Source organism: Enterococcus sp. AAFC-DPL-6103 (assembly GCF_058216595.1).
This window is the reverse complement of sequence record NZ_CM177102.1, coordinates 2540747-2560215: the sequence shown is the minus strand read 5'-3', so window position 1 is coordinate 2560215 and position 19469 is coordinate 2540747. Positions and strand designations below refer to the sequence as shown.

General features: G+C 35.9%; 24 protein-coding genes and 1 other annotated feature. Of the genes, 19 read left to right on the top strand and 5 right to left on the bottom strand.

Features of this window, described 5'->3' with window-relative positions; translation table 11 throughout:
• The first annotated feature begins 144 nt into the window (after positions 1 to 144).
• The 5 genes from AC4BC3_RS12330 (at position 145) to AC4BC3_RS12310 (ending at position 3072) form a co-directional block, all read left to right on the top strand.
• Positions 145 to 474: an ArsR/SmtB family transcription factor gene (locus AC4BC3_RS12330; protein WP_206908455.1), complete on the top strand. Its 330-nt coding sequence runs from the start codon at positions 145 to 147 to the stop codon at positions 472 to 474.
• A gap of 1 nt (position 475) precedes the next feature.
• The gene (locus tag AC4BC3_RS12325; protein WP_490466638.1) at positions 476 to 1153 is read left to right on the top strand and encodes a type 1 glutamine amidotransferase domain-containing protein; all 678 of its coding nucleotides are present in this window, start codon (positions 476 to 478) and stop codon (positions 1151 to 1153) included.
• 285 nt (positions 1154 to 1438) lie between these two features.
• A complete protein-coding gene (locus tag AC4BC3_RS12320; protein ID WP_490466637.1) occupies positions 1439 to 1879 on the top strand; it encodes a MarR family winged helix-turn-helix transcriptional regulator in 441 nt (146 codons plus the stop codon).
• Positions 1880 to 2509 (top strand): nitroreductase family protein, encoded by a 630-nt coding sequence (locus AC4BC3_RS12315; protein ID WP_206908436.1) that lies wholly within the window; start codon positions 1880 to 1882, stop codon positions 2507 to 2509.
• Positions 2510 to 2628: 119 nt separating this feature from the next.
• Positions 2629 to 3072: a DUF2798 domain-containing protein gene (locus AC4BC3_RS12310; RefSeq protein ID WP_206908433.1), complete on the top strand. Its 444-nt coding sequence runs from the start codon at positions 2629 to 2631 to the stop codon at positions 3070 to 3072.
• A gap of 40 nt (positions 3073 to 3112) precedes the next feature.
• Here the strand turns inward: AC4BC3_RS12310 and AC4BC3_RS12305 are convergent, their stop codons facing one another.
• Positions 3113 to 3628, bottom strand: coding sequence for a PadR family transcriptional regulator (locus AC4BC3_RS12305; RefSeq protein WP_490466636.1), 516 nt, complete (start codon positions 3626 to 3628; stop codon positions 3113 to 3115).
• 111 nt (positions 3629 to 3739) lie between these two features.
• Between AC4BC3_RS12305 and AC4BC3_RS12300 the strand changes: the two genes are divergently transcribed.
• Positions 3740 to 4936 (top strand): MFS transporter, encoded by a 1197-nt coding sequence (locus tag AC4BC3_RS12300; RefSeq protein WP_490466635.1) that lies wholly within the window; start codon positions 3740 to 3742, stop codon positions 4934 to 4936.
• A gap of 456 nt (positions 4937 to 5392) precedes the next feature.
• Positions 5393 to 5722 (top strand): hypothetical protein, encoded by a 330-nt coding sequence (locus AC4BC3_RS12295; RefSeq protein ID WP_490466634.1) that lies wholly within the window; start codon positions 5393 to 5395, stop codon positions 5720 to 5722.
• A gap of 47 nt (positions 5723 to 5769) precedes the next feature.
• On the opposite strand, the gene AC4BC3_RS12290 is transcribed toward AC4BC3_RS12295, so the two are convergent.
• From AC4BC3_RS12290 to proB, 3 genes are all read right to left on the bottom strand, one after another.
• Positions 5770 to 6114 (bottom strand): hypothetical protein, encoded by a 345-nt coding sequence (locus AC4BC3_RS12290; protein ID WP_206910723.1) that lies wholly within the window; start codon positions 6112 to 6114, stop codon positions 5770 to 5772.
• Between the two features lie 117 nt (positions 6115 to 6231).
• On the bottom strand, positions 6232 to 7479 hold the full coding sequence (locus AC4BC3_RS12285; RefSeq protein ID WP_206910725.1) for a glutamate-5-semialdehyde dehydrogenase: 1248 nt from the start codon (positions 7477 to 7479) through the stop codon (positions 6232 to 6234).
• Positions 7480 to 7538: 59 nt separating this feature from the next.
• Positions 7539 to 8339, bottom strand: coding sequence for a glutamate 5-kinase (gene proB, locus AC4BC3_RS12280; protein WP_490466633.1), 801 nt, complete (start codon positions 8337 to 8339; stop codon positions 7539 to 7541).
• Positions 8340 to 8576: 237 nt separating this feature from the next.
• On the opposite strand from proB, the gene AC4BC3_RS12275 reads away from it, so the two are divergent.
• The 12 genes from AC4BC3_RS12275 (at position 8577) to AC4BC3_RS12220 (ending at position 18877) form a co-directional block, all read left to right on the top strand.
• On the top strand, positions 8577 to 9110 hold the full coding sequence (locus tag AC4BC3_RS12275; RefSeq protein WP_206910728.1) for a dCTP deaminase/dUTPase family protein: 534 nt from the start codon (positions 8577 to 8579) through the stop codon (positions 9108 to 9110).
• A 40-nt stretch (positions 9111 to 9150) separates the two neighbouring features.
• Complete coding sequence (gene radA / locus AC4BC3_RS12270) at positions 9151 to 10524, top strand: DNA repair protein RadA (RefSeq protein ID WP_206898080.1); 1374 nt, start codon at positions 9151 to 9153, stop codon at positions 10522 to 10524.
• Between the two features lie 28 nt (positions 10525 to 10552).
• Complete coding sequence (locus AC4BC3_RS12265) at positions 10553 to 11704, top strand: PIN/TRAM domain-containing protein (RefSeq protein WP_206910730.1); 1152 nt, start codon at positions 10553 to 10555, stop codon at positions 11702 to 11704.
• A gap of 175 nt (positions 11705 to 11879) precedes the next feature.
• Complete coding sequence (gene gltX / locus AC4BC3_RS12260; RefSeq protein WP_206910733.1) at positions 11880 to 13340, top strand: glutamate--tRNA ligase; 1461 nt, start codon at positions 11880 to 11882, stop codon at positions 13338 to 13340.
• Positions 13337 to 13548, top strand: a binding site (T-box leader). It overlaps the preceding gene by 4 nt.
• 79 nt (positions 13549 to 13627) lie before the next feature.
• Positions 13628 to 14164, top strand: a complete 537-nt coding sequence (gene epsC / locus AC4BC3_RS12255) for a serine O-acetyltransferase EpsC (protein ID WP_206898077.1) — start codon at positions 13628 to 13630, stop codon at positions 14162 to 14164.
• Entirely contained in the window at positions 14161 to 15573 is a 1413-nt protein-coding gene (gene cysS, locus AC4BC3_RS12250; protein ID WP_206910735.1) for a cysteine--tRNA ligase, read from the top strand. Before epsC ends, cysS begins: the two co-directional genes overlap by 4 nt.
• A complete protein-coding gene (locus tag AC4BC3_RS12245) occupies positions 15570 to 15965 on the top strand; it encodes a Mini-ribonuclease 3 (protein ID WP_490466632.1) in 396 nt (131 codons plus the stop codon). The genes cysS and AC4BC3_RS12245 overlap by 4 nt, the downstream gene beginning before the upstream one ends.
• The gene (gene rlmB, locus AC4BC3_RS12240; protein ID WP_206910741.1) at positions 15958 to 16815 is read left to right on the top strand and encodes a 23S rRNA (guanosine(2251)-2'-O)-methyltransferase RlmB; all 858 of its coding nucleotides are present in this window, start codon (positions 15958 to 15960) and stop codon (positions 16813 to 16815) included. The genes AC4BC3_RS12245 and rlmB overlap by 8 nt, the downstream gene beginning before the upstream one ends.
• A 4-nt stretch (positions 16816 to 16819) precedes the next feature.
• Positions 16820 to 17350, top strand: coding sequence for an NYN domain-containing protein (locus AC4BC3_RS12235; protein WP_067484601.1), 531 nt, complete (start codon positions 16820 to 16822; stop codon positions 17348 to 17350).
• A gap of 75 nt (positions 17351 to 17425) precedes the next feature.
• Entirely contained in the window at positions 17426 to 18007 is a 582-nt protein-coding gene (locus AC4BC3_RS12230) for a sigma-70 family RNA polymerase sigma factor (protein WP_206910747.1), read from the top strand.
• A gap of 105 nt (positions 18008 to 18112) precedes the next feature.
• Positions 18113 to 18358, top strand: coding sequence for a Veg family protein (locus tag AC4BC3_RS12225; RefSeq protein WP_067484607.1), 246 nt, complete (start codon positions 18113 to 18115; stop codon positions 18356 to 18358).
• 87 nt (positions 18359 to 18445) lie between these two features.
• Positions 18446 to 18877, top strand: a complete 432-nt coding sequence (locus tag AC4BC3_RS12220) for a GNAT family N-acetyltransferase (RefSeq protein ID WP_206910750.1) — start codon at positions 18446 to 18448, stop codon at positions 18875 to 18877.
• Positions 18878 to 18917: 40 nt separating this feature from the next.
• Here the strand turns inward: AC4BC3_RS12220 and mscL are convergent, their stop codons facing one another.
• A complete protein-coding gene (gene mscL / locus AC4BC3_RS12215) occupies positions 18918 to 19382 on the bottom strand; it encodes a large conductance mechanosensitive channel protein MscL (RefSeq protein WP_490466631.1) in 465 nt (154 codons plus the stop codon).
• Positions 19383 to 19469: the final 87 nt, after the last annotated feature.

Here is a 19469-nt window from a genome sequence, read left to right as displayed (position 1 = left end):
ATATAGAGAAATTTTTTGATTTCTGGTCGATAATTTCAGGGAAGACTGAAAAAGATGCGTTGTTAGTTAGAAAGGAATAACTAATTTGACAAGAAGATTACTTTGGTGGTTTAATGGTTTAAAAATATAAACGGAGGGTGTCAGATGGCTGACTTTACAAATTTAAAAAAAGAATTTTCAGAAGTGAGTAATTTTTTAATCGCTTTGGGCGATGAAAAACGTCAGGCAATTATCATTCGATTACTAGAAGACCGTGCTTGCCAAGGAGTTAGGGTGAATGAGTTAACAGCAACAACAAATCTTTCTCGCCCAGCAGTATCTCATCATTTGAAAATTTTAAAAGAAGCAAAAATCATTGATTATCGTAGTGAAGGAACGAAAAATTTCTATTATTTAACGCATGAAACAACCGAAATCAATAAATTGCAAAAATTATTGGGTGATGTGACCCAAATTATCGCAGAGGTGGATTAATGTGAAAAAAGTATTGATTATTGAAACAAATGTTACTCGCTATCAGGGAACAACTGAGCCAACTGGATTATGGCTAGGTGAAGCGGCTGAATTTGTGGATGAAATGCAAAAGGTTGGGATTGAATTCGATTTCGTTAGTCCAAACGGTGGATTTGTACCACTTGATCCGCGAAGTATGAAATACACAGATGAATCAATTCTTGAAATTTATGAAGATCCTGATTTTATTCATAGAGGATTAACGAACACTTTGCGTCCAGATCAAGTGAATCCAACTGACTATTCGGCTATTTATTATACTGGCGGACATGGTGTTATGTGGGATTTTCCAGAGGATTTGACCATTCAAAATCTGGCAACTGCTATTTATGATAATGGTGGATATCTTGTTTCTGTGTGTCATGGAGTAGCAGGATTATTGAATATTAAAGATAAGAGTGGTAATTATTTGATTGAAGGTAAGAATATTACTGGGTTTACTACGGCAGAAGAAATTCTCGCAGGGAAAAAATCGGTTGTCCCATTTTTGAATCAAGTAGCGGTGGAAAAAAGAGGAGGACATTTTAAGAAGAAAAGATTTTATCGAGAATATGCAATACAAGACGGCAGAATTCTGACAGGGCAAAATCCATTTTCTGTGCGAGCAGTTGCCAAGTTATTGATTAATGAACTAATTTAAATAACGAACTAGCTAGCAAACGCCAGTTACTAAAAAATGTGCTTTGGCATTTGGGAAGAGTTGTTAGTTAGTTTTTTTGTGCAGTAAACTAAAACCTGCTTACTAAAATCATTACTAAGTTATTAACTTGTTCATTTATTATTAAAGAATTTTTAGCGATCATATCTTGAATCGCCAATAAAAAAATTCATTTAACAAACAAAAATTCTTGCCTTTCTCAACAAATCGTTTTATCATTGACGAGTCAATAGTTGACGAGTCAATTGTTAGTGTGAGGAGGAACAGATGTCTTTAGAAGAAGTTAGTCATGTTTTATATCAAATCAAAGTAGCAGATCAAAAGATTATCCAAATTTTTGAAGAAAATATTGGGTTGAGCTTGACGCGTTATGAATTATTAACGCTTTTAAGAGAAAAGAATCCTTGTTCACAAAACACGTTACAATCTTTATTACAAATTGATCAAGGAGCGGTGACTAGGCACTTAAAATTATTAGAAACAAAAGGTTACGTTACACGACAAAGAAATCCTTTGAATAATCGAGAAGTAGTGGTCACTTTAACCGCTAAAGCAGAAGAGAAACTTTCAAACTGCGAAAGAGAGCACACGGATATGGCTAGCATTTTATCACAGGCATTCGATCGAGAAGAAATGTCACAGTTATTAGTGTTGCTTAATAAATTAAATACGCAATTATCAGCAATCAAAACGAAAGAAGTGGAATAAATGGAACAAGCAAAAGATTTTTCAACAATTATGTATGGCAGAAAATCTGTCCGGGTGTACGATGAAACATACAAAATTTCCCACGAAGAAATGTTAACCATGATTCAGGAAGCAACAACAGCTCCTTCTTCAGTGAATATGCAACCATGGCGTTTTGTAGTTGCGGAAAGTGACGAAGCAAAAGAAAAATTACGTCCACTGATTCGTTTTAATACAAAGCAGAATGATACATCTTCAGCTATGGTGATGATTTTTGGGGATCTAGAATGTTATGAATATGGTGAAGAAATCTATAATCAAGCTTATGAAGCTGGCAAGATGCCAAAAGAAGTCCGCGATCAACAATTAGCAACAATTATTCCTTATTACAAATCATTCTCTAAGTCGCAAATGAATGATGTCGTAAAAGTTGATTCTAGTCTTGCGGCAATGCAATTCATGTTAGTTGCACGTGAACATGGCTATGAAACGAATCCAATTGGTGGGTTTGAAGCAGATCAACTCGCAGAAGCTTTTGGTTTAGATAAAGAAAGATATGTACCAGTTATCATTTTATCCATCGGAAAAGCGGTAGAAGAAGGATACGAGTCTGTTCGCTTAGCAGCTGATAAAGTGACTACTTTCAAATAAAATCCAATCTTTTAAGTGCTCAAGTCAACTTTCATTGATTTTATGATAAATAAATGCTTACGAGAATTTTTTATCTATGCTACGATAATCCTCGTGACAAAATGAAAGGAATGATTTGAGTGCCTACAAATAAAAAAGAAGGAATTATTTTTACTACGATGATGTGCTTTTCAATGGTTTTTGGAATGAGTGCCTATAATTTATGGTTACATCAGGAGCTGTATTTGACGAAATTTATGACAGGACTAATCCCAGGTTTTATTGTTGCCTTCATCTTAGATGTTTTTGTTATCGGTGTTTTAGCAAAGAAAATTGCTTTTAAATTACCGTTGGATCCAGAAAAAAAAGTACCTATTATTTTAACGATTTCTTGTTTAATGGTCGCTGGCATGGTTACTTGTATGTCACTTTTTGGTGTAATAATGGAACAAGGAATCTCGGATAATTTATTACCAGCATATCTGAACGCTTGGAAAATGAATGTTGTTGCAGCGTTACCTTTACAACTCCTTTTCGTAGGGCCTATTTCTCGAAAAGTATTGAACATCATCCAAACAAAATAAAAATAGAGTGTGTCATCTGCAGAGATGACACACTCTATTTTTATGCAAAGAAAGCTTGCATTTGATCTCTTACCTGTTGGCACCATAAAATTTCCTGTTGGCAAAGAAGAACTTTTCGTTTGATGACGACATAGCGTCCAAAATCTTCTTTTTTCGTTGAGGTAAGACCATCTAATTTTGCTTGGTTTTTTTGAAGTACTTTATTCAACTGTTGTTCACGCGTAAATAGCAAACCATTTGCTGTATTTTTATCTAATGTAGAAAAGGCATAGATTTTTGCTAAAAACTCATCTTTTTGTGTAGGTGAAGGAGTTTCTTCCCTGATCCATTCTTCAACGAGTAAGCGTCCTTCATTCGTTAGTTCATAAATTTTTTTCTGTGAATGCTGCTCGTTATCTAAGATAGATAAATAACCTTGTTGTTCGAGTTTCGCTAAGGTTGTGTAAATTTGACTATGGTGTGCTTCCCAGAAAATATTAATCAATTGTTTTAACTCATAGCCAGATCGTGGCTTTGTTAAAAGAACACACAATAGAATATAAGATAAAGTATTCATTGAGTAATACTCCTTTCTCTGTTTTTTTTATTATATCACAAAAAATATACTTAAATTACATGTGCATATTGACATGTAATTTAAGTCATGTATGATGCTAGTTAGAGAGGAATGATAAATTTGGAAAACAAAATTGAAATGAAAGAGCAGACTTCCGAGAAAAATTCGGCATTGGTTGTGGCTGCGACCTGTATGATTGCATTCATGGGAGTAGGATTGGTTGATCCCATTTTAAAAACAATTGCTTTACAATTAAATGCAACACCTGCAGAAACTACGCTTTTATTTACAAGTTATATGCTAGTAACAGGTGTAGTTATGTTGTTCACGGGATTCTTATCTAGTCGAATTGGTTTGAAAAAAACATTGATGATGGGTTTATTGATTATTGTGTTATTTGCCGGACTAGGTGGGTTATCAAATAATATTGGCTTATTGATTGGTTTGCGTGCTGGCTGGGGAATTGGTAATGCACTGTTTGTTTCAACAGCACTGGCGACAATCGTTAGCATTTTGGTAGGAAACACAGAAAAAGCAATTATGATGTATGAAGCTGCGATTGGCTGTGGAATGGCCATTGGTCCATTGTTAGGTGGCGTACTCGGAAGTGGATCATGGAGATACCCATTCTTTGGCGTTGCTTTTTTAATGTTGTGTGCCTTTATTGCGTTGGCTATTTTATTGCCTGAAATTGAAAAACCAAAACGTAAGGTTCAATTTTTAGAAGGAGTGAAAGCTTTAGCTAATCATAAATTATGTTCAGTTGGATTAATCGCGTTACTCTACAATTTTGGCTTTTTTACTTTGCTTGCATATGCACCATTTCTGTTAACAGGTTACACTGAGATGCAAGTTGGATTTGTCTTTTTTGGTTGGGGCGTATTGTTAGCAATTTCTTCTATTTTTGTAGCACCATTTTTAGAAAGAAAATATACAACCTACCGCACGATTATGACTGCTTTTGTTTTCTTTACACTTTGTTTAATATTACTTGGTTTAGGAACATCAATCTCGATACTCGTACCAATCAGTATTGTGTTAGCTGGATTTTTTCAGGGAATTATTAATACATTGTTAACGACTATTGCTATGGAAATTCCAGGCTTGGAAAGAAATGTAGCTTCTTCTAGCTATAGTTTTGTCCGCTTTTTTGGTGGAGCTCTGGCACCATTTATTGCGGGTAAAATAGGCGAAATCTTTGATGAAAAATATTCGTTTTATTTTGCAGCAATCATTGTTTTGTTAAGTTTAGGATTTATTATTTATCATCGACAATACTTTGTAACAGAAGAAGGAGACCAAAAATAAAAATGAAAAAAATCCTAGAAACTTTATAAACGAAGTTTCTAGGATTTTTTATTTTTCTGCTACACGGATCCGTACCTTCGTTTTTAAGAATCTCACGGATTGAATGTGCGTCAGACAACTAATGGATGGAAGTCAGTACTGAAGTAATACTTAAGGGAATCCAGCTAAGCCAATTGAGTGTCTTCACTCGCATAATATAGCCAGCATGTTTGAGCCACTGGTAAAAAAGAATAATATCCGCTAAAATCAAGGCATATAAGCTAGCAAGGATAGTATTTAAAAGAGAAGTGAGAGAGCAATAGCCATATGCGCCGGTTCATTAAAGGTAAATTAATTGCTTGCCAACTATAAAGGATTAAACAAAAATCTAAAATGGAAATTAACCATAAGGTAAATATTTTTTCTCTTAATGATTCAGTGAGTAACCTGTAACAAAATAGTGAGGAGTAAAGTAAAATGTTTGAAGAAAATTTTCGTGAAGTAGGGCTAACGTTCGTCGAGTTACCCATTGAATTGGTCGATGGACGACCAGTGTATCGAGGCTATTTAAAAGAATTACCAATAATCAATGCACAAGGTGAATCTAGAAAAGCCATGCAACAAAGATTAGCAACGATTTATCAAGCGTATCGTACAGAAATGCTGGAAGAATTAGATGAAGAAAAAGAAAAGACGATGAACTTATCTGTCGATGAATTACTTCGATATTATGATGGTGAGACATTTGATGGTTTTTCGATTCATGAAGGAAATTTTGAGACAGATTCAGAAAACTACTGGAATTAATCAATTAGGGAGTGTGTAGCGATTCTATCAACTACACACTCCCTAATCTAATGAAATCTGTGTTTCAATTGATCTTTATTCAATTGATATTTGTAAGTTAAATGAAAAAAGCCTGCAATTAAAAGTGTGACCGTATACGGTAATGAATGATTAAAAAATGACACGTAATTAATCGCTGCTAATAAACTTAAGGCTAACATATAGCTTATATAAAGCCGAATCAGTAATCCTTTAGGTCCAATTTTTTCAAAATACTTTGTCCATTTTTCTCGCTGCATGCCTTGACTTCTTTTTTTTATCTGAAAGAAAAGTGTTAGTAAAGCGACACCAAAAAAAGCGGCAATGTTTAGGGAAAATAAATAGACTAAAAAGATGGTTAAAATTTCAAACATGAGAATACCTTTCTATTAGGTGAATCATTTAAAAAAATAATTCACCTTTATTGCATAATTTACAGTGAGAGGGAACAATCTATGATAACAAATGTTTCTTGTGAAACAAATTAGATGTTACTCACGTACTTGACCGTCACCGTAAATGATATATTTAGTTGTAGTTAGTTCATTAAGACCCATTGGCCCTCTTGCGTGTAGTTTTTGCGTGGAGATACCAATTTCAGCGCCAAATCCAAAAACAGCACCATCAGTAAATCGGGTAGAGGCATTTACATAGACTGCAGCAGCATCAACTTGATTTAAAAATTTTTGACTAGCAGAATAACTGTCTGTAACGATTGCTTCTGAGTGTTTCGTGTTATGGCGATTGATGTGGGTAATCGCTTCGTCGATAGAGTCAACGATTTTTACTGCTAAAATATAATCAAGATATTCTGTATCCCAATCTTCATCTGTTGCTAAAGATGCTGTTTCTAAAAATTCTAGTGAACGTTGATCTGCATGCAGTACCACACCACTGTCAACTAATGCTTTTTCAAGTACTGGCAAGAAAAAAGGAGCAACTTCTGCATGAATTAATAACGTTTCAGCAGCGTTGCAAACAGAAGGACGAGATGCTTTTGCGTTAACAATAATCTTTTTTGCCATTTCTAATTGCGCGTCTTTATCAATATAAATGTGATTGTTTCCTGTACCAGTTTCGATAATTGGCACAGTAGCATGAGCTTTTACCCGTTGGATCAAATTTGCTCCTCCACGAGGAATCAAAACATCTAAATAATCGGTTAAGTTCATTAATTGATCAGCAACCTCGTGAGAAGTATCTGTTACAAATTGAATTGCGTAAGGAGAATGCCCATTGTCCACCAAAACTTGTTGTAGGATTTCGACTAGTTTTTGATTGGAAACAAAAGCTTCTTTTCCACCACGCAAGATAACTGCATTTCCAGATTTGAAGGCTAAGCTGGAAGCATCTGTTGTGACATTTGGCCGTGATTCATAAATAATTCCAATAACACCAAGTGGTACACGTTTTTTTCCAATCAGCAAGCCGTCCTCATTTTTCCACATATGATCAACTTTTCCGACCGGATCCTCCAGTTGGGCAACCTTTCTTATCTCTTCTGCCATCGAATGAATTCTTTCAGGTGTAAGTCTTAATCGATCTTGCATTGTCTCGCTAATTTTATTTTGTGTTGCATGAGCCAAGTCCTCTTTATTAGCTTCAAGAATGGTTGCTTGGTTTTCTTCAATAGCATCCGCCATTTTAAGTAACAAGCTATTTTTATCTGTCGTGCTCATTAAAGCCAAGGTAGTAGCACTGCTTTTAGCATTTTCTCCGAGCTGTCTTAAGTCGATCATCGTAAATCCTCCTTTGTTTTTATAAAAGTTAGTCGAGTTCTCTCATCAAAAATAGTCTTTTAGTTTTGCTTGAAAAATGTACCGATTTCTTTACCAGCTAAGATATCAAAAATAATTGCTGGATTTTTCCCGTTTGCAAGGACCATGGAGCGATTCGCATCAAAAATTCGTTTTGCTGCTTGTAGTTTGCTGTGCATGCCACCTGTTCCAAAGGTACTTCCCGCACCACCAGCTTTGGCCATCAAATCATCATTGATCTCAGTAACCAATGAGTATAGTTCAGCTTGAGCATTAGTTGTGGGATTATCAGAATAAAAGCCATCAATGTCAGATAAGACAATCAACAAATCCGCTGTAACTAATTGAGTTACGATTGCAGAAAGTTGATCGTTGTCTCCAAATTTTGTCGAATGATCTAGCTCATCGACTGCAACGGTGTCATTTTCATTTACAATTGGGATTACGCCAAGGGAAAACAGTTGCTCTAAAGTGTTGGTTACATTTTTTCTGCTTTCTGGAAAATCGATTACATCACGCGTAACTAAAACCTGTGCAGTTTGCTGACCATAAGTTGCGAATCGTTGATTATAAATGTTTATTAACTCACCTTGACCAATCGCTGCGATTGCTTGTTGTTCAGGAATCGTTTGTGGTCGTTTATTCAAATTCATTTTTGTCATTCCAACACCAACAGCACCAGAGGAAACCAAGATGATTTCTTTTCCACGATTGCGTAAATCAGTTAAAACAAAAGCAAGTTGATCAATCGCCGCTAGATTTACTTTTCCGTTTGGATAAATCAATGTGCTTGTACCTACTTTGATGATAATTCGTTTTGCTTGAGTTAGTTCTTTGCGCATGAGACACCTCTAATAATTAATTGAATAAATTTTGTATGTAATTTTTTTCTATTCTACTTGTTTTAGTGTCTAAAGTCATGTTTAAAAGAAGAACTTTTTTAATTAAGAAGAAAAAAAGGACGATCTTTGAAGACTTTGCTATAGGATAGCAGAATTTTTTGAAGATTTTGCAAAGAAAGGTCTTTGGTAGTGTGAATATGGTAAAATAAAACATAGTTTATTCTAGGGGGAAGATTCGTGAAAAAAAGAGGTTTTGAAGTCGTTTCTAACTATGCGAGTCAAGAAATCAATTTACCAAAAAGAGCAACACACCATGCTGCAGGATATGATTTTGAAGCTGCGGCAGATATTATTATTCCAAGTATTTGGAAATCAGGGATAAAAAATGGTCTTACTACATTGATTGGATCAATGGGGGAAAATGCAATAACAATTGATGAAAAACAACTAAAACCTATTTTGGTGCCAACAGGTATCAAATCTTATATGGGAGAAGATGAATTCTTACAGTTAGCTAATCGTTCAAGTAATCCTTTAAAACGATTTTTAGTTTTAACAAATGGCGTTGGGGTCATTGATAGTGATTACTACAATAATCCAGATAATGAGGGGCATATCATGTTCCAGTTTACTAATTTTGGTTTTAAAGATGTGACAATCAAAAAAGGTGAACGAATTGGGCAAGGTATTTTCTTGCCGTTTTTGAAGGCAGATCAAGATGAAACAACAACAAGTCGAGAAGGCGGATTTGGTTCTTCCAATAAAGATTAACTTGGCCAGTATTTACTAGCTATTTAAAGGAGGCGAGGCAATGGCAAAAAAATCAAAGACACAATTTGTTTGTCAAAATTGTGGGTATGTGTCGCCTAAATTTTTGGGACGTTGCCCAAATTGTGGGAAATGGAATACGATGGTCGAAGAGATTGAACAAGATACAAGTGATCGTCGAGTCCGTACAAGTTTAACTGGCGAACGAGCAAAGCCCACAAAAATCGACGAGGTGGTCCCTAAAAAAGAACCTCGTGTGCAAACGAAATTAACTGAATTGAACCGTGTACTTGGGGGGGGAGTAGTCCCAGGTTCAATGGTACTGATCGGTGGAGATCCAGGGATTGGGAAGTCAACACTGCTTTTACAAGTATCTCAGCAATTAGCAGCTATTGGGGGAAAAGTTTTATATGTTTCTGGTGAAGAAAGTGCAGAACAAATCAAACTTCGTGCGGAACGCTTAGGAAATATTGATACCGAGTTTTATTTATATGCAGAAACAGATATGAACGAAATTAGTCATGCGATTGAACAACTTAAACCAGATTATGTCATTATTGACTCAATCCAAACAATGACTCAACCAGACATTACAAGTGCTGCTGGGAGCGTTAGCCAGGTAAGAGAAACAACTGCAGAATTATTGAAAATTGCGAAGACGAATGGCATTGCTATTTTTATTGTCGGACATGTTACTAAAGAAGGTTCGATTGCAGGACCAAGAATGTTGGAACATATGGTGGATACTGTTTTGTATTTTGAAGGGGAAAAACATCATAGTTTCCGAATTTTACGTGCAGTGAAAAATCGTTTTGGCTCAACCAATGAGATTGGTATTTTTGAAATGCGTGAACACGGGCTAGAAGAAGTATCTAATCCTTCTCAGATTTTTTTGGAAGAACGTCTAGATGGTGCAACAGGATCAGCAATCGTTGTTGCAATGGAAGGCACTCGTCCAATTTTAGTAGAAATCCAAGCTTTAGTTACCCCAACTATGTTTGGAAATGCGAAACGCACGACTACCGGGTTAGATTTTAACCGAGTTTCTTTGATTATGGCAGTTTTAGAAAAACGAGCCGGTTTATTATTACAAAATCAAGATGCTTACTTAAAAGCGGCAGGTGGAGTAAAATTAAATGAACCAGCAATTGATTTAGCGATTGCGGTAAGTATTGCATCAAGTTATAAAGAAAAAGGAACACAGCCAACAGAATGTTTTATTGGCGAAATTGGGCTTACTGGTGAGATTCGACGTGTAAGTCATATTGAACAACGTGTCAAAGAGGTTCAAAAATTAGGATTTACGAAAGTCTATTTACCAAAAAATAATTTAGGTGGGTGGAAGGCTCCAACGGGTATTGAAGTTATTGGAGTCGCAACATTGGGCGAAACACTTAAAAAAGTATTTCAATCATAAAATAAAAAATTGAAATGGAGGAACAACTATGCAAAAACGCGTCATTACGTTGTTGATGATTATTGCCGGAGCAAGTTTAGGTATTTCTTTTTTACCAACTGCTTGGCAAGCAATCGGTCAACAAACCAATGGCTGGCTGAACAATACGTTTACTAATAGCCTGTTAGGTGCACTTATTTTCTTTATTTTATCTCTGCTATTAGCAAAACATATTGCTGCTGTGCTGAAACAAGTAGAAGAAAAATTAAGTGAGATTAGTTTAACTTATTTATTGTTTGGAGCAATTGGTACAATTATTGGTCTAACTTTAGGGGTGATTATTTCAACTCCTCTTTACAACATGGAAATTCCATTTGTAAATAGCGTTTTACCCATTTTATTGATGATCTTTTTAGGTTATTTTGGTATGAGAATGGGGACAACTCGAATCGATGAATGGAAGAAAATTTTTGCACCACGAAGCAAGAAAGTAGAACAAGAATCACCAACTCAATTTGAAAGCCAACTATTGGAACGTAAATCAGGAGACAATTTCCATAAATATAAAATTTTGGATACGAGCGTTATCATTGATGGTCGAATTTATGATATTGCTAAAACAGGTTTTTTAGAAGGAACATTAATGATTCCAAATTTTGTTTTATATGAATTGCAATACATCGCAGATTCTGGTGATAGTTTAAAACGAGTTCGAGGGCGTCGTGGACTAGATATTTTAAATGCTCTACAAAAAGAAGAAGGTATTTCTGTTGAAATGTATGATGGAGACTTTGAGGAAATCAGTGAAGTTGATAGTAAATTAATTAAATTAGCTAAACTTTTAGATGGTGTGATTGTCACTAATGATTATAACTTGAATAAAGTCTCTGAGTTTCAAAATGTGCCAGTGTTGAACATCAACGCTTTAGCAAATGCAGTCAAACCAGTTGTTATTCCTGGTGAGACAATGAATGTTTTAGTCGTAAAAGTCGGAACAGAGCGTCAGCAAGGTGTTGCTTATTTAGATGATGGAACTATGGTTGTTGTTGAAGATGGCCAGCATTATATGAACGAGCATCTTGAAGTTGTTGTAACTAGTGCATTGCAAACAGCGGCTGGTCGAATGATTTTTGCCAAACCAGCACATGCAGGTCGAGGAATTGATAACAAAAAAAATTCAGAAACGAAGACGAAATCTTAATTTTATAAATAAAATAAGCCAACTGATGAGGAAATTCAATCGGTTGGCTTTACTATTTGCACTAGAAAAGGTAAAATTTTGCTGAGTGACTTTAAATAAATAATGTTTTTAAGGTCAAAGCTGACGGATTTTTGCTGTTAGTCACATAAGTCTAGTTTGAAAGAAGAGGAAGAAAATGACGAAAGTACGCGTACGCTATGCACCAAGTCCAACAGGGCATCTGCATATTGGAAATGCACGAACTGCATTATTCAATTATCTATTTGCTCGCCACAATGATGGAGAATTCATCATTCGTATTGAAGATACTGACCAAAAACGTAACATTGAAGATGGAGAAAAAAGTCAGTTAGAAAATCTAGCTTGGTTAGGAATGGATTGGGATGAATCTCCTGAAAATCCAGGAGAATATGGTCCTTATCGTCAGTCTGAACGTAAAGAAATTTATCAACCACTGATTGATCAATTACTTGCAAGCAATCGAGCTTACAAATGTTACTGTACAGAAGAAGAATTAGAAGCTGAACGTGAAGCACAACGCGCTCGCGGTGAAATGCCTCACTATGGTGGGAAATGTGCCAACTTAACTCCAGAAGAACAAGCTGAAAAAGAAGCGCAAGGTCTAGAGTCAGTTGTTCGTTTCCGTGTGCCGCGCAATACAGAATATAAATTCAATGATATGGTCAAAGGTGAAATTTCATTTGAATCAGATAATATCGGCGGAGACTTCGTCATTCAAAAACGTGATGGCATGCCAACTTATAACTTTGCTGTAGCAGTGGATGATCACTTAATGAAAATTACTCATGTTTTACGTGGAGATGACCACATTGCAAACACACCAAAACAATTGATGATTTATGAAGCATTTGGTTGGACACCGCCAACGTTTGGTCACATGACGCTGATTATTAACAGCGAAACTGGTAAAAAATTAAGTAAACGTGACGAATCAATTCTTCAATTTATCGAACAATATCGTGAATTAGGTTACTTACCGAATGCAATGTTCAACTTCATTGCATTGCTTGGTTGGTCACCAGTAGGTGAAGAAGAAGTTTTCAGTCAAGAAGAATTAGTGAAAATGTTTGATCCAGAACGTTTGAGCAAGTCACCAGCAGCATTCGATGCAAAAAAATTACAATGGGTAAATAACCATTATATGAAAGAAATGGATTTAGACGAACTAACAGATATGTGTCTACCTTATTTGATTGCAGACGGTCGAGTTGAAAAAGATCCAGATGAAAAAACAATTGAGTGGGTGAAAAAAATCGTTCAATTGTATCAACCACAAATGAGCTATGCTGCGGAAATCGTTGAAGTATCAGAGTTATTCTTTAATGAACATCCCGTTTTAAATGATGCAGCAAAAGAAGTTTTAGCTGGTGAAACAGTTCCAGCCGTCTTGACAGCATTCAAAGCTCAATTAGAAGAAATGGAAGTTGTTGATGCGCCAACAGTTAAAGCAGCTATCAAAGCAGTCCAAAAAGAAACTGGTGTAAAAGGCAAAAACTTATTTATGCCAATTCGTGTGGCTGTTTCAGGTCAAATGCATGGGCCTGAATTACCAGACACAGTCGAATTATTGGGTCGTGAAAAAGCACTTGCTCATTTGAGCCAAGTAATAAAATAAACACAAAGAACAGAAGAAGTAAACAGGTAGTTTGTTCATAGAGAGACGGCGGAAGGTGAAAGTCGTTACAAATTAGGTGTTGAAATGCCTCTGGGAGTGGTTTTAGCGAACATAAGTAGCTAAAAACGGGTAGCAGACGTTATCTTGCTTCGAGGTAATCTGTTTTGATTATGAAAAAAAGTGGAACCACGCCGTTAGCGTCTTTTATTTAAGGAAACTTATTTAAAAGGCGCTTTTTGTTTATAGTTTTGATTACATAAATATGTTATAGAAAGGAGTGAAAGTGAGTGAATTGGTTTACGCGAATAATTACTGCTACCAAAAAAAATGATCCTGCTGTCCGTTCGACTTTAGAGATCGTTCTAACATATCCAGGATTTCATGCGTTACTTTGGCATCGTCTTTCACATTTCTTATATCAACACCGTTTGTATTTGTTGGCTAAAATCATTGCCCAATTTTGGCGCTTTCTGACTGGAATTGAAATTCACCCTGGCGCCCAAATCGGTAAAGGTGTTTTTATTGATCATGGAATGGGCGTAGTAATCGGGGAAACGGCGGAAATTGAAGATGATGTGGTCTTATTCCATGGAGTGACTTTAGGTGGCACAGGCAAACAAACAGGCAAACGACATCCTACAGTTAAACAAGGCGCGTTGCTTTCTGCAAATGTACAAATTTTAGGCCCAGTGACAATTGGTCGATATGCAAAAATAGGGGCAGGAGCCGTGGTACTTAATGACATACCAGATGATGCTACAGCAGTTGGTATTCCGGCAAAAGTTGTTCGGATTAAAGGTGAAAAGATAAGGAGAACAGAATGATAAAAATATATAATACACTTACTCGAGAGAAAGAAATATTTGTGCCTATTAAAGAAGGTCAGGTTGGAATGTATGTTTGTGGTCCAACAGTTTATAATTACATCCATATTGGAAATGCACGCAGTACCATTGCATTTGATACAATTCGTCGTTATTTCGAATACCGTGGTTATCAAGTAAAATATGTTTCGAACTTTACAGATGTAGATGATAAGATCATCCGTGCGGCAAAAGACTTAGGAATCACAGCACCAGAAGTTGCAAATCGTTTTATTCAAGCATTTGAGGAAGATACTAAAGCGTTAAACGTGGAACCAGCAACCTTGCATCCGCGAGTAATGGATCACATGCCAGATATTTTATCGTTTATCCAAGTATTGATTGAAAAAGGTTATGCGTACGAAGCACAAGGTGATGTTTATTATCGCACACGTCGCTTTAAAGATTACGGCCAATTAAGCGATCAGTCAATTGATGAACTTGAAATTGGTGCTAGTCAGCGAACAGGTGATGAACAACAGTTGAAAGAAGATCCTTTAGATTTCGCTTTATGGAAAAATGCCAAGCCTGGAGAAATTTCTTGGGAGTCACCATGGGGGAATGGTCGGCCAGGTTGGCATATTGAATGCTCTGTTATGGCTACAAAACATTTGGGGGAAACGATTGATATTCATGGCGGTGGACAAGACTTAGAGTTCCCTCATCATGAGAATGAAATTGCCCAAAGTGAGGCTAAAACAGGACAAAAATTCGCAAATTATTGGATGCATAATGGTTATGTAACGATTGGTGAAGAAGATCAAAAAATGAGTAAGTCTCTTGGTAATTTCATCACTGTTCATGAAATGATCCAAAAAGTGGATCCACAAGTTCTACGTTTTTTCATGGCAACGACGCAATATCGCCGACCAATTCGTTATAGTGAGGCAACAATAAAAGAAGCTGCAACCAATCTGCAACGTTTAAAAAATACGTATGATAACGTTCAATTCCGTAAAGACAGCGCTGCTAGTTCGTCAGCAGATGATAGTAACAAAATGGCAGAATTAACTGAGTTGAAAGCAAGATTTGTTCAAGAAATGGATGATGATTTCAATGCAGCAAATGGAATCACAGTTGTTTATGAACTTGCAAAATGGTTAAACACTTATTTGGAACAAGTACAAGTTTCCCTACCAGTTTTAGAGCAAGGTATAACTTTATATACACAATGGTTAGCAATCTTTGGGATTTTCTTTACCTCAGAAGAGTTATTAGATGAAGACATCGAACAACTGATTGAGGAAAGAAACCAAGCACGCCAAACAAAAAATTTCGCACGTAGCGATGAAATTCGGGACTTATTTAAAGAAAAAGGGATTATCTTGGAAGACACTCCCCAAGGAACCCGTTGGAGAAGAGAAGTATGAGAGATTACACGCAGTTAAATGGTTTAGCTCTTGCATATGTTGGTGATGCCATTTATGAGATTTATATTCGAGACTACTTAATTGATCAAGGTCAAACAAAGCCTAATAAATTACATCATACAGCGACAAATTATGTATCTGCTAAAGCACAAGCTTACTTGATTCAAAAGATGCTAGAAGAAAATATTTTAACAGACACAGAAGATATTTATTATCGTCGTGGTAGAAATGCAAAGAGTCATACAGGTGCTAAAAATGCAGACATCACGACTTACCGAATTGCTACAGGTTTTGAAGCGTTGATGGGGTATTTACATCTAACAAAGCAAACTGAACGAATGGAAGAATTGATTGAATGGTGTATTCAGAAAATAGGTGAAAAAAATGGATAGAAAAAATAATTTTAAAAATAAAAAAAGACAGAGCAATGACTGGAAGAAACAATCAACAAAACCTCAAAAAAGAACAAAAGAAGAATCAAAGCATACGCAAGAAAAAGACGAGTCACTTGAAGATAATTTTGTCTTTGGCCATCATGCTGCTGTGGAAGCACTACAACAAGGACGAGGAAACAAGTTGTTTCTTCAAGAAGATGCTCATGGAGAAAAGATAGATGAATTAAAAATAATTGCTCGTGACCAAGCAGTACCCGTAAAATGGGTTCCTAAACAAAAATTGGATACGCTAAGTGATCGTGGTGTGCACCAAGGCGTAGTTTTAGCTATCACACCTTATGAATATTTGTCGTTAGAACAATTGCTTGACCAAACAAAAGCAAAAAAAGAAAATCCTTTCTTTTTAATTTTAGATAGTCTAGAAGATCCACATAATTTTGGCTCTATTTTGCGAACAGCCGATGCAAGCGGCGTGGATGGTGTTATTATTCCTAAACATCGTGCAGTTGGTATCACACCAATCGTTACCAAAACGTCTACTGGAGCAGTTGAATATGTTCCGGTAGCAAGAGTAACTAATCTGATTCAAGCTGCTCAACAACTAAAAGAAGCTGGGTTTTGGATTTTTGGAACAGATATGTCTGGGACAAATTTTCAGAATTGGAATGCAAAAGGTTCAATCGCATTAGTAATTGGTAATGAAGGGCGTGGCATGAGTCAAGGATTGAAAAAGGAAATGGATGAACTGTTGACGATCCCGATGGTAGGACATGTTCAAAGCTTGAATGCAAGTGTTGCAGCCGGTCTACTGATGTATCAGGCATTTTCCCAACGACAGGGGGAGTAAGCTGATGAAAAAGCAGTTATTGATTGTCGATGGCTACAATATGATTGGTTCTTGGCCAGAACTTGTTTTGTTAAAAAAACAAGATAAAATGGCTGATGCACGTGAAGCTTTGCTCCATCGTTTGTCTAATTATGCAAAGTTTGAAGGAATTGAAGTAATCGTGGTTTTTGATGCGCAACTGGTCCCAGGAATCCAACAAAACTATAAAAAATATCAGTTAGAAGTTGTATTCACCAAAGAAGATGAAACAGCGGATAGTTATATTGAGCGAGTAGCAGGCACATTGAATGATCGATTGACACAAGTGACAGTGGCTACAAGTGATTTGGCGGAACAGTGGGTAGTATTTTCACAAGGCGCCTTACGAACTTCTGCGTATGAATTGTATAAAACAATCAAGAAGACAGAAGAAACAATAGCCCAAGAAAATATAAATATGCGTTTTATTGATTTTCGACGTAATTCTCCTTGGAATGATGAACAATTGCATAAATTGTCTAAAAAGCTAGACGATTTAATGAAAAAGGACAGATAACCTTGTTATCAGATTAAATAACGTAATTTTTGATGCTAATATTCCTCCATAATAGAGATTATGGAGGATTTATTTATGCCTGAGGAGTTATTACATGCTGCACGAGATGGTGATGAAGAAGCATTTTCTACCCTTTATCAGAAATATTATCCACTTTTATTACGTTTGAAAAATAGTTATTATGTGCGGAATTTTATGAACGAAGATTGGGAACAAGAAGCACGTGTCGCGTTATATCAAGCTTTAAAAACCTATGAAAACAACAAAGGAGTTAGCTTTGGTAGTTATTACAAAAGTGTTATTACTAATCAAATCTATTCGTTATTAAGAAAACAAAACGCATTAAAACGTAGAGATCAAAAAGACGAGGTTTCTATGGAACAAAAAATTGAATCTGAGGGACCAGATTTTTTAGCGGAAGTGACAACTCAAGAACCTGTAGCAGTCCAACAGCTACTGTTGAACGAAGCAATTGAAACATGTGAAATCCATTTTTCAAAAAGAGAAGCACAGATTTTTCATCATTATATGCAAGGAAGTGATTTTTCGTACATAGCTAAAGATCTATCAATGGATATTCAGCAGGTAATGAGTGGTTACAACCGTGTAAAACAGAAAATTAAGAAGCATTTGAAAGGGTACAGCGAAGAATACTAGTTAACATTTCTGCGTTAACTATTTTTTTATTGCATTTCCTTTTTTTATATGGTAGACTTGAAAAGTTTTGCATTATCTGTTATAATGGGTAATGAGGTGAACTGTATGCCAACAACTTTAGCTACAATCAAGAAAGATTTAGAAGGTCGTATCGGCAGCCAAATCATGTTGGTTGCTCAGACAGGAAGAAAGCGTCAAACAGAACGCCGCGGCGTTTTAACAGAAACCTATCCTTCAGTCTTTGTCGTTGACTTAGATCCTGAAGAAAACTCTTTTGAGCGAGTTTCTTACAGCTATTCTGATGTATTAACTCGTACAGTAGAGATTGAATTTTTGACAGAAGCAGTTTAAAAGCAGACGGGCCCTTGTATGGTTCGTTTGCTTTTTTATTTTTTAACAAGTAATCTATAAAAAGATAAATTGTTAGGAGGCTACTGAATGAATTACCAAGTGAAAGCATTTGATGAATTAACAACAAAAGAATTTTATCTGCTAATAAAAGAGAGAATTGCCGTTTTTGTGGTTGAACAAAAGTGTCCATATCAAGAAGTTGACGAAATTGATCCAGAGGCGCTACATACGTTTTTGACAGATGACCAGGGAAACATAGTTGCTTATACACGAATCTACAAACAAGAAGATGCCGTACATTTTGGACGAGTTTTGGTAGCTAAAGGACATCGTAAATCAGGATTAGGAAAGGAAATCGTTCAAAAGACTTTGGAAGTTATTGAACAAAAGTATCCAACTGCGTCAATTATTATTGGTGCTCAAGATTATCTACGTTCATTTTACGAATCATTTGGTTTTCAAGCGATTTCAGATGTTTATTTGGAAGATGATATTCCTCACATTGATATGAAAAAATAAAAAAAGTTGAAACAACAAATTTTTGTTGTTTCAACTTTTTTTATTTTGTATTTGATTCGTCTTCTATTTTTGCTTGAAGTGTTGAACGACCATTATCTTCAGCTACCTGTTGTGCCAATAAATCGCGGATATCACTTAAGTATTGTTCAGCTGTTGGTTCATCAAGAACTTCTTCATCTTCTTTTTTACGTAAATCTTTTGCCTTGTTTGCTGCTTTGACCACTAAGAACAAAACAAAACCTGTAATTAAAAATGTAATAATAGCACTAACGACATTACCAAATGAAAAAGTTACGCCTTTGACAGGTGTGACGTCTAACACAGACAGCGCTCCGTCCAAATCGGAAGTACCCGTGATAAGAGCAACTATCCAACCAATTAATGGTGTAATCAATCCTTCTACGATTTGATTAACGATTCCTGTGAATGCACTCCCGATGACAACCCCAACAGCTAGATCGAGCACATCGCCTCGCACAATAAACTCTTTAAATTCTTTAATCATAAAACCCCTACTTTCTTTTTCATTACCTTTAGTATATCTAACAATAAAAAAATATAAAAACAATAAACGCTTTTGTTCGCTAAATGC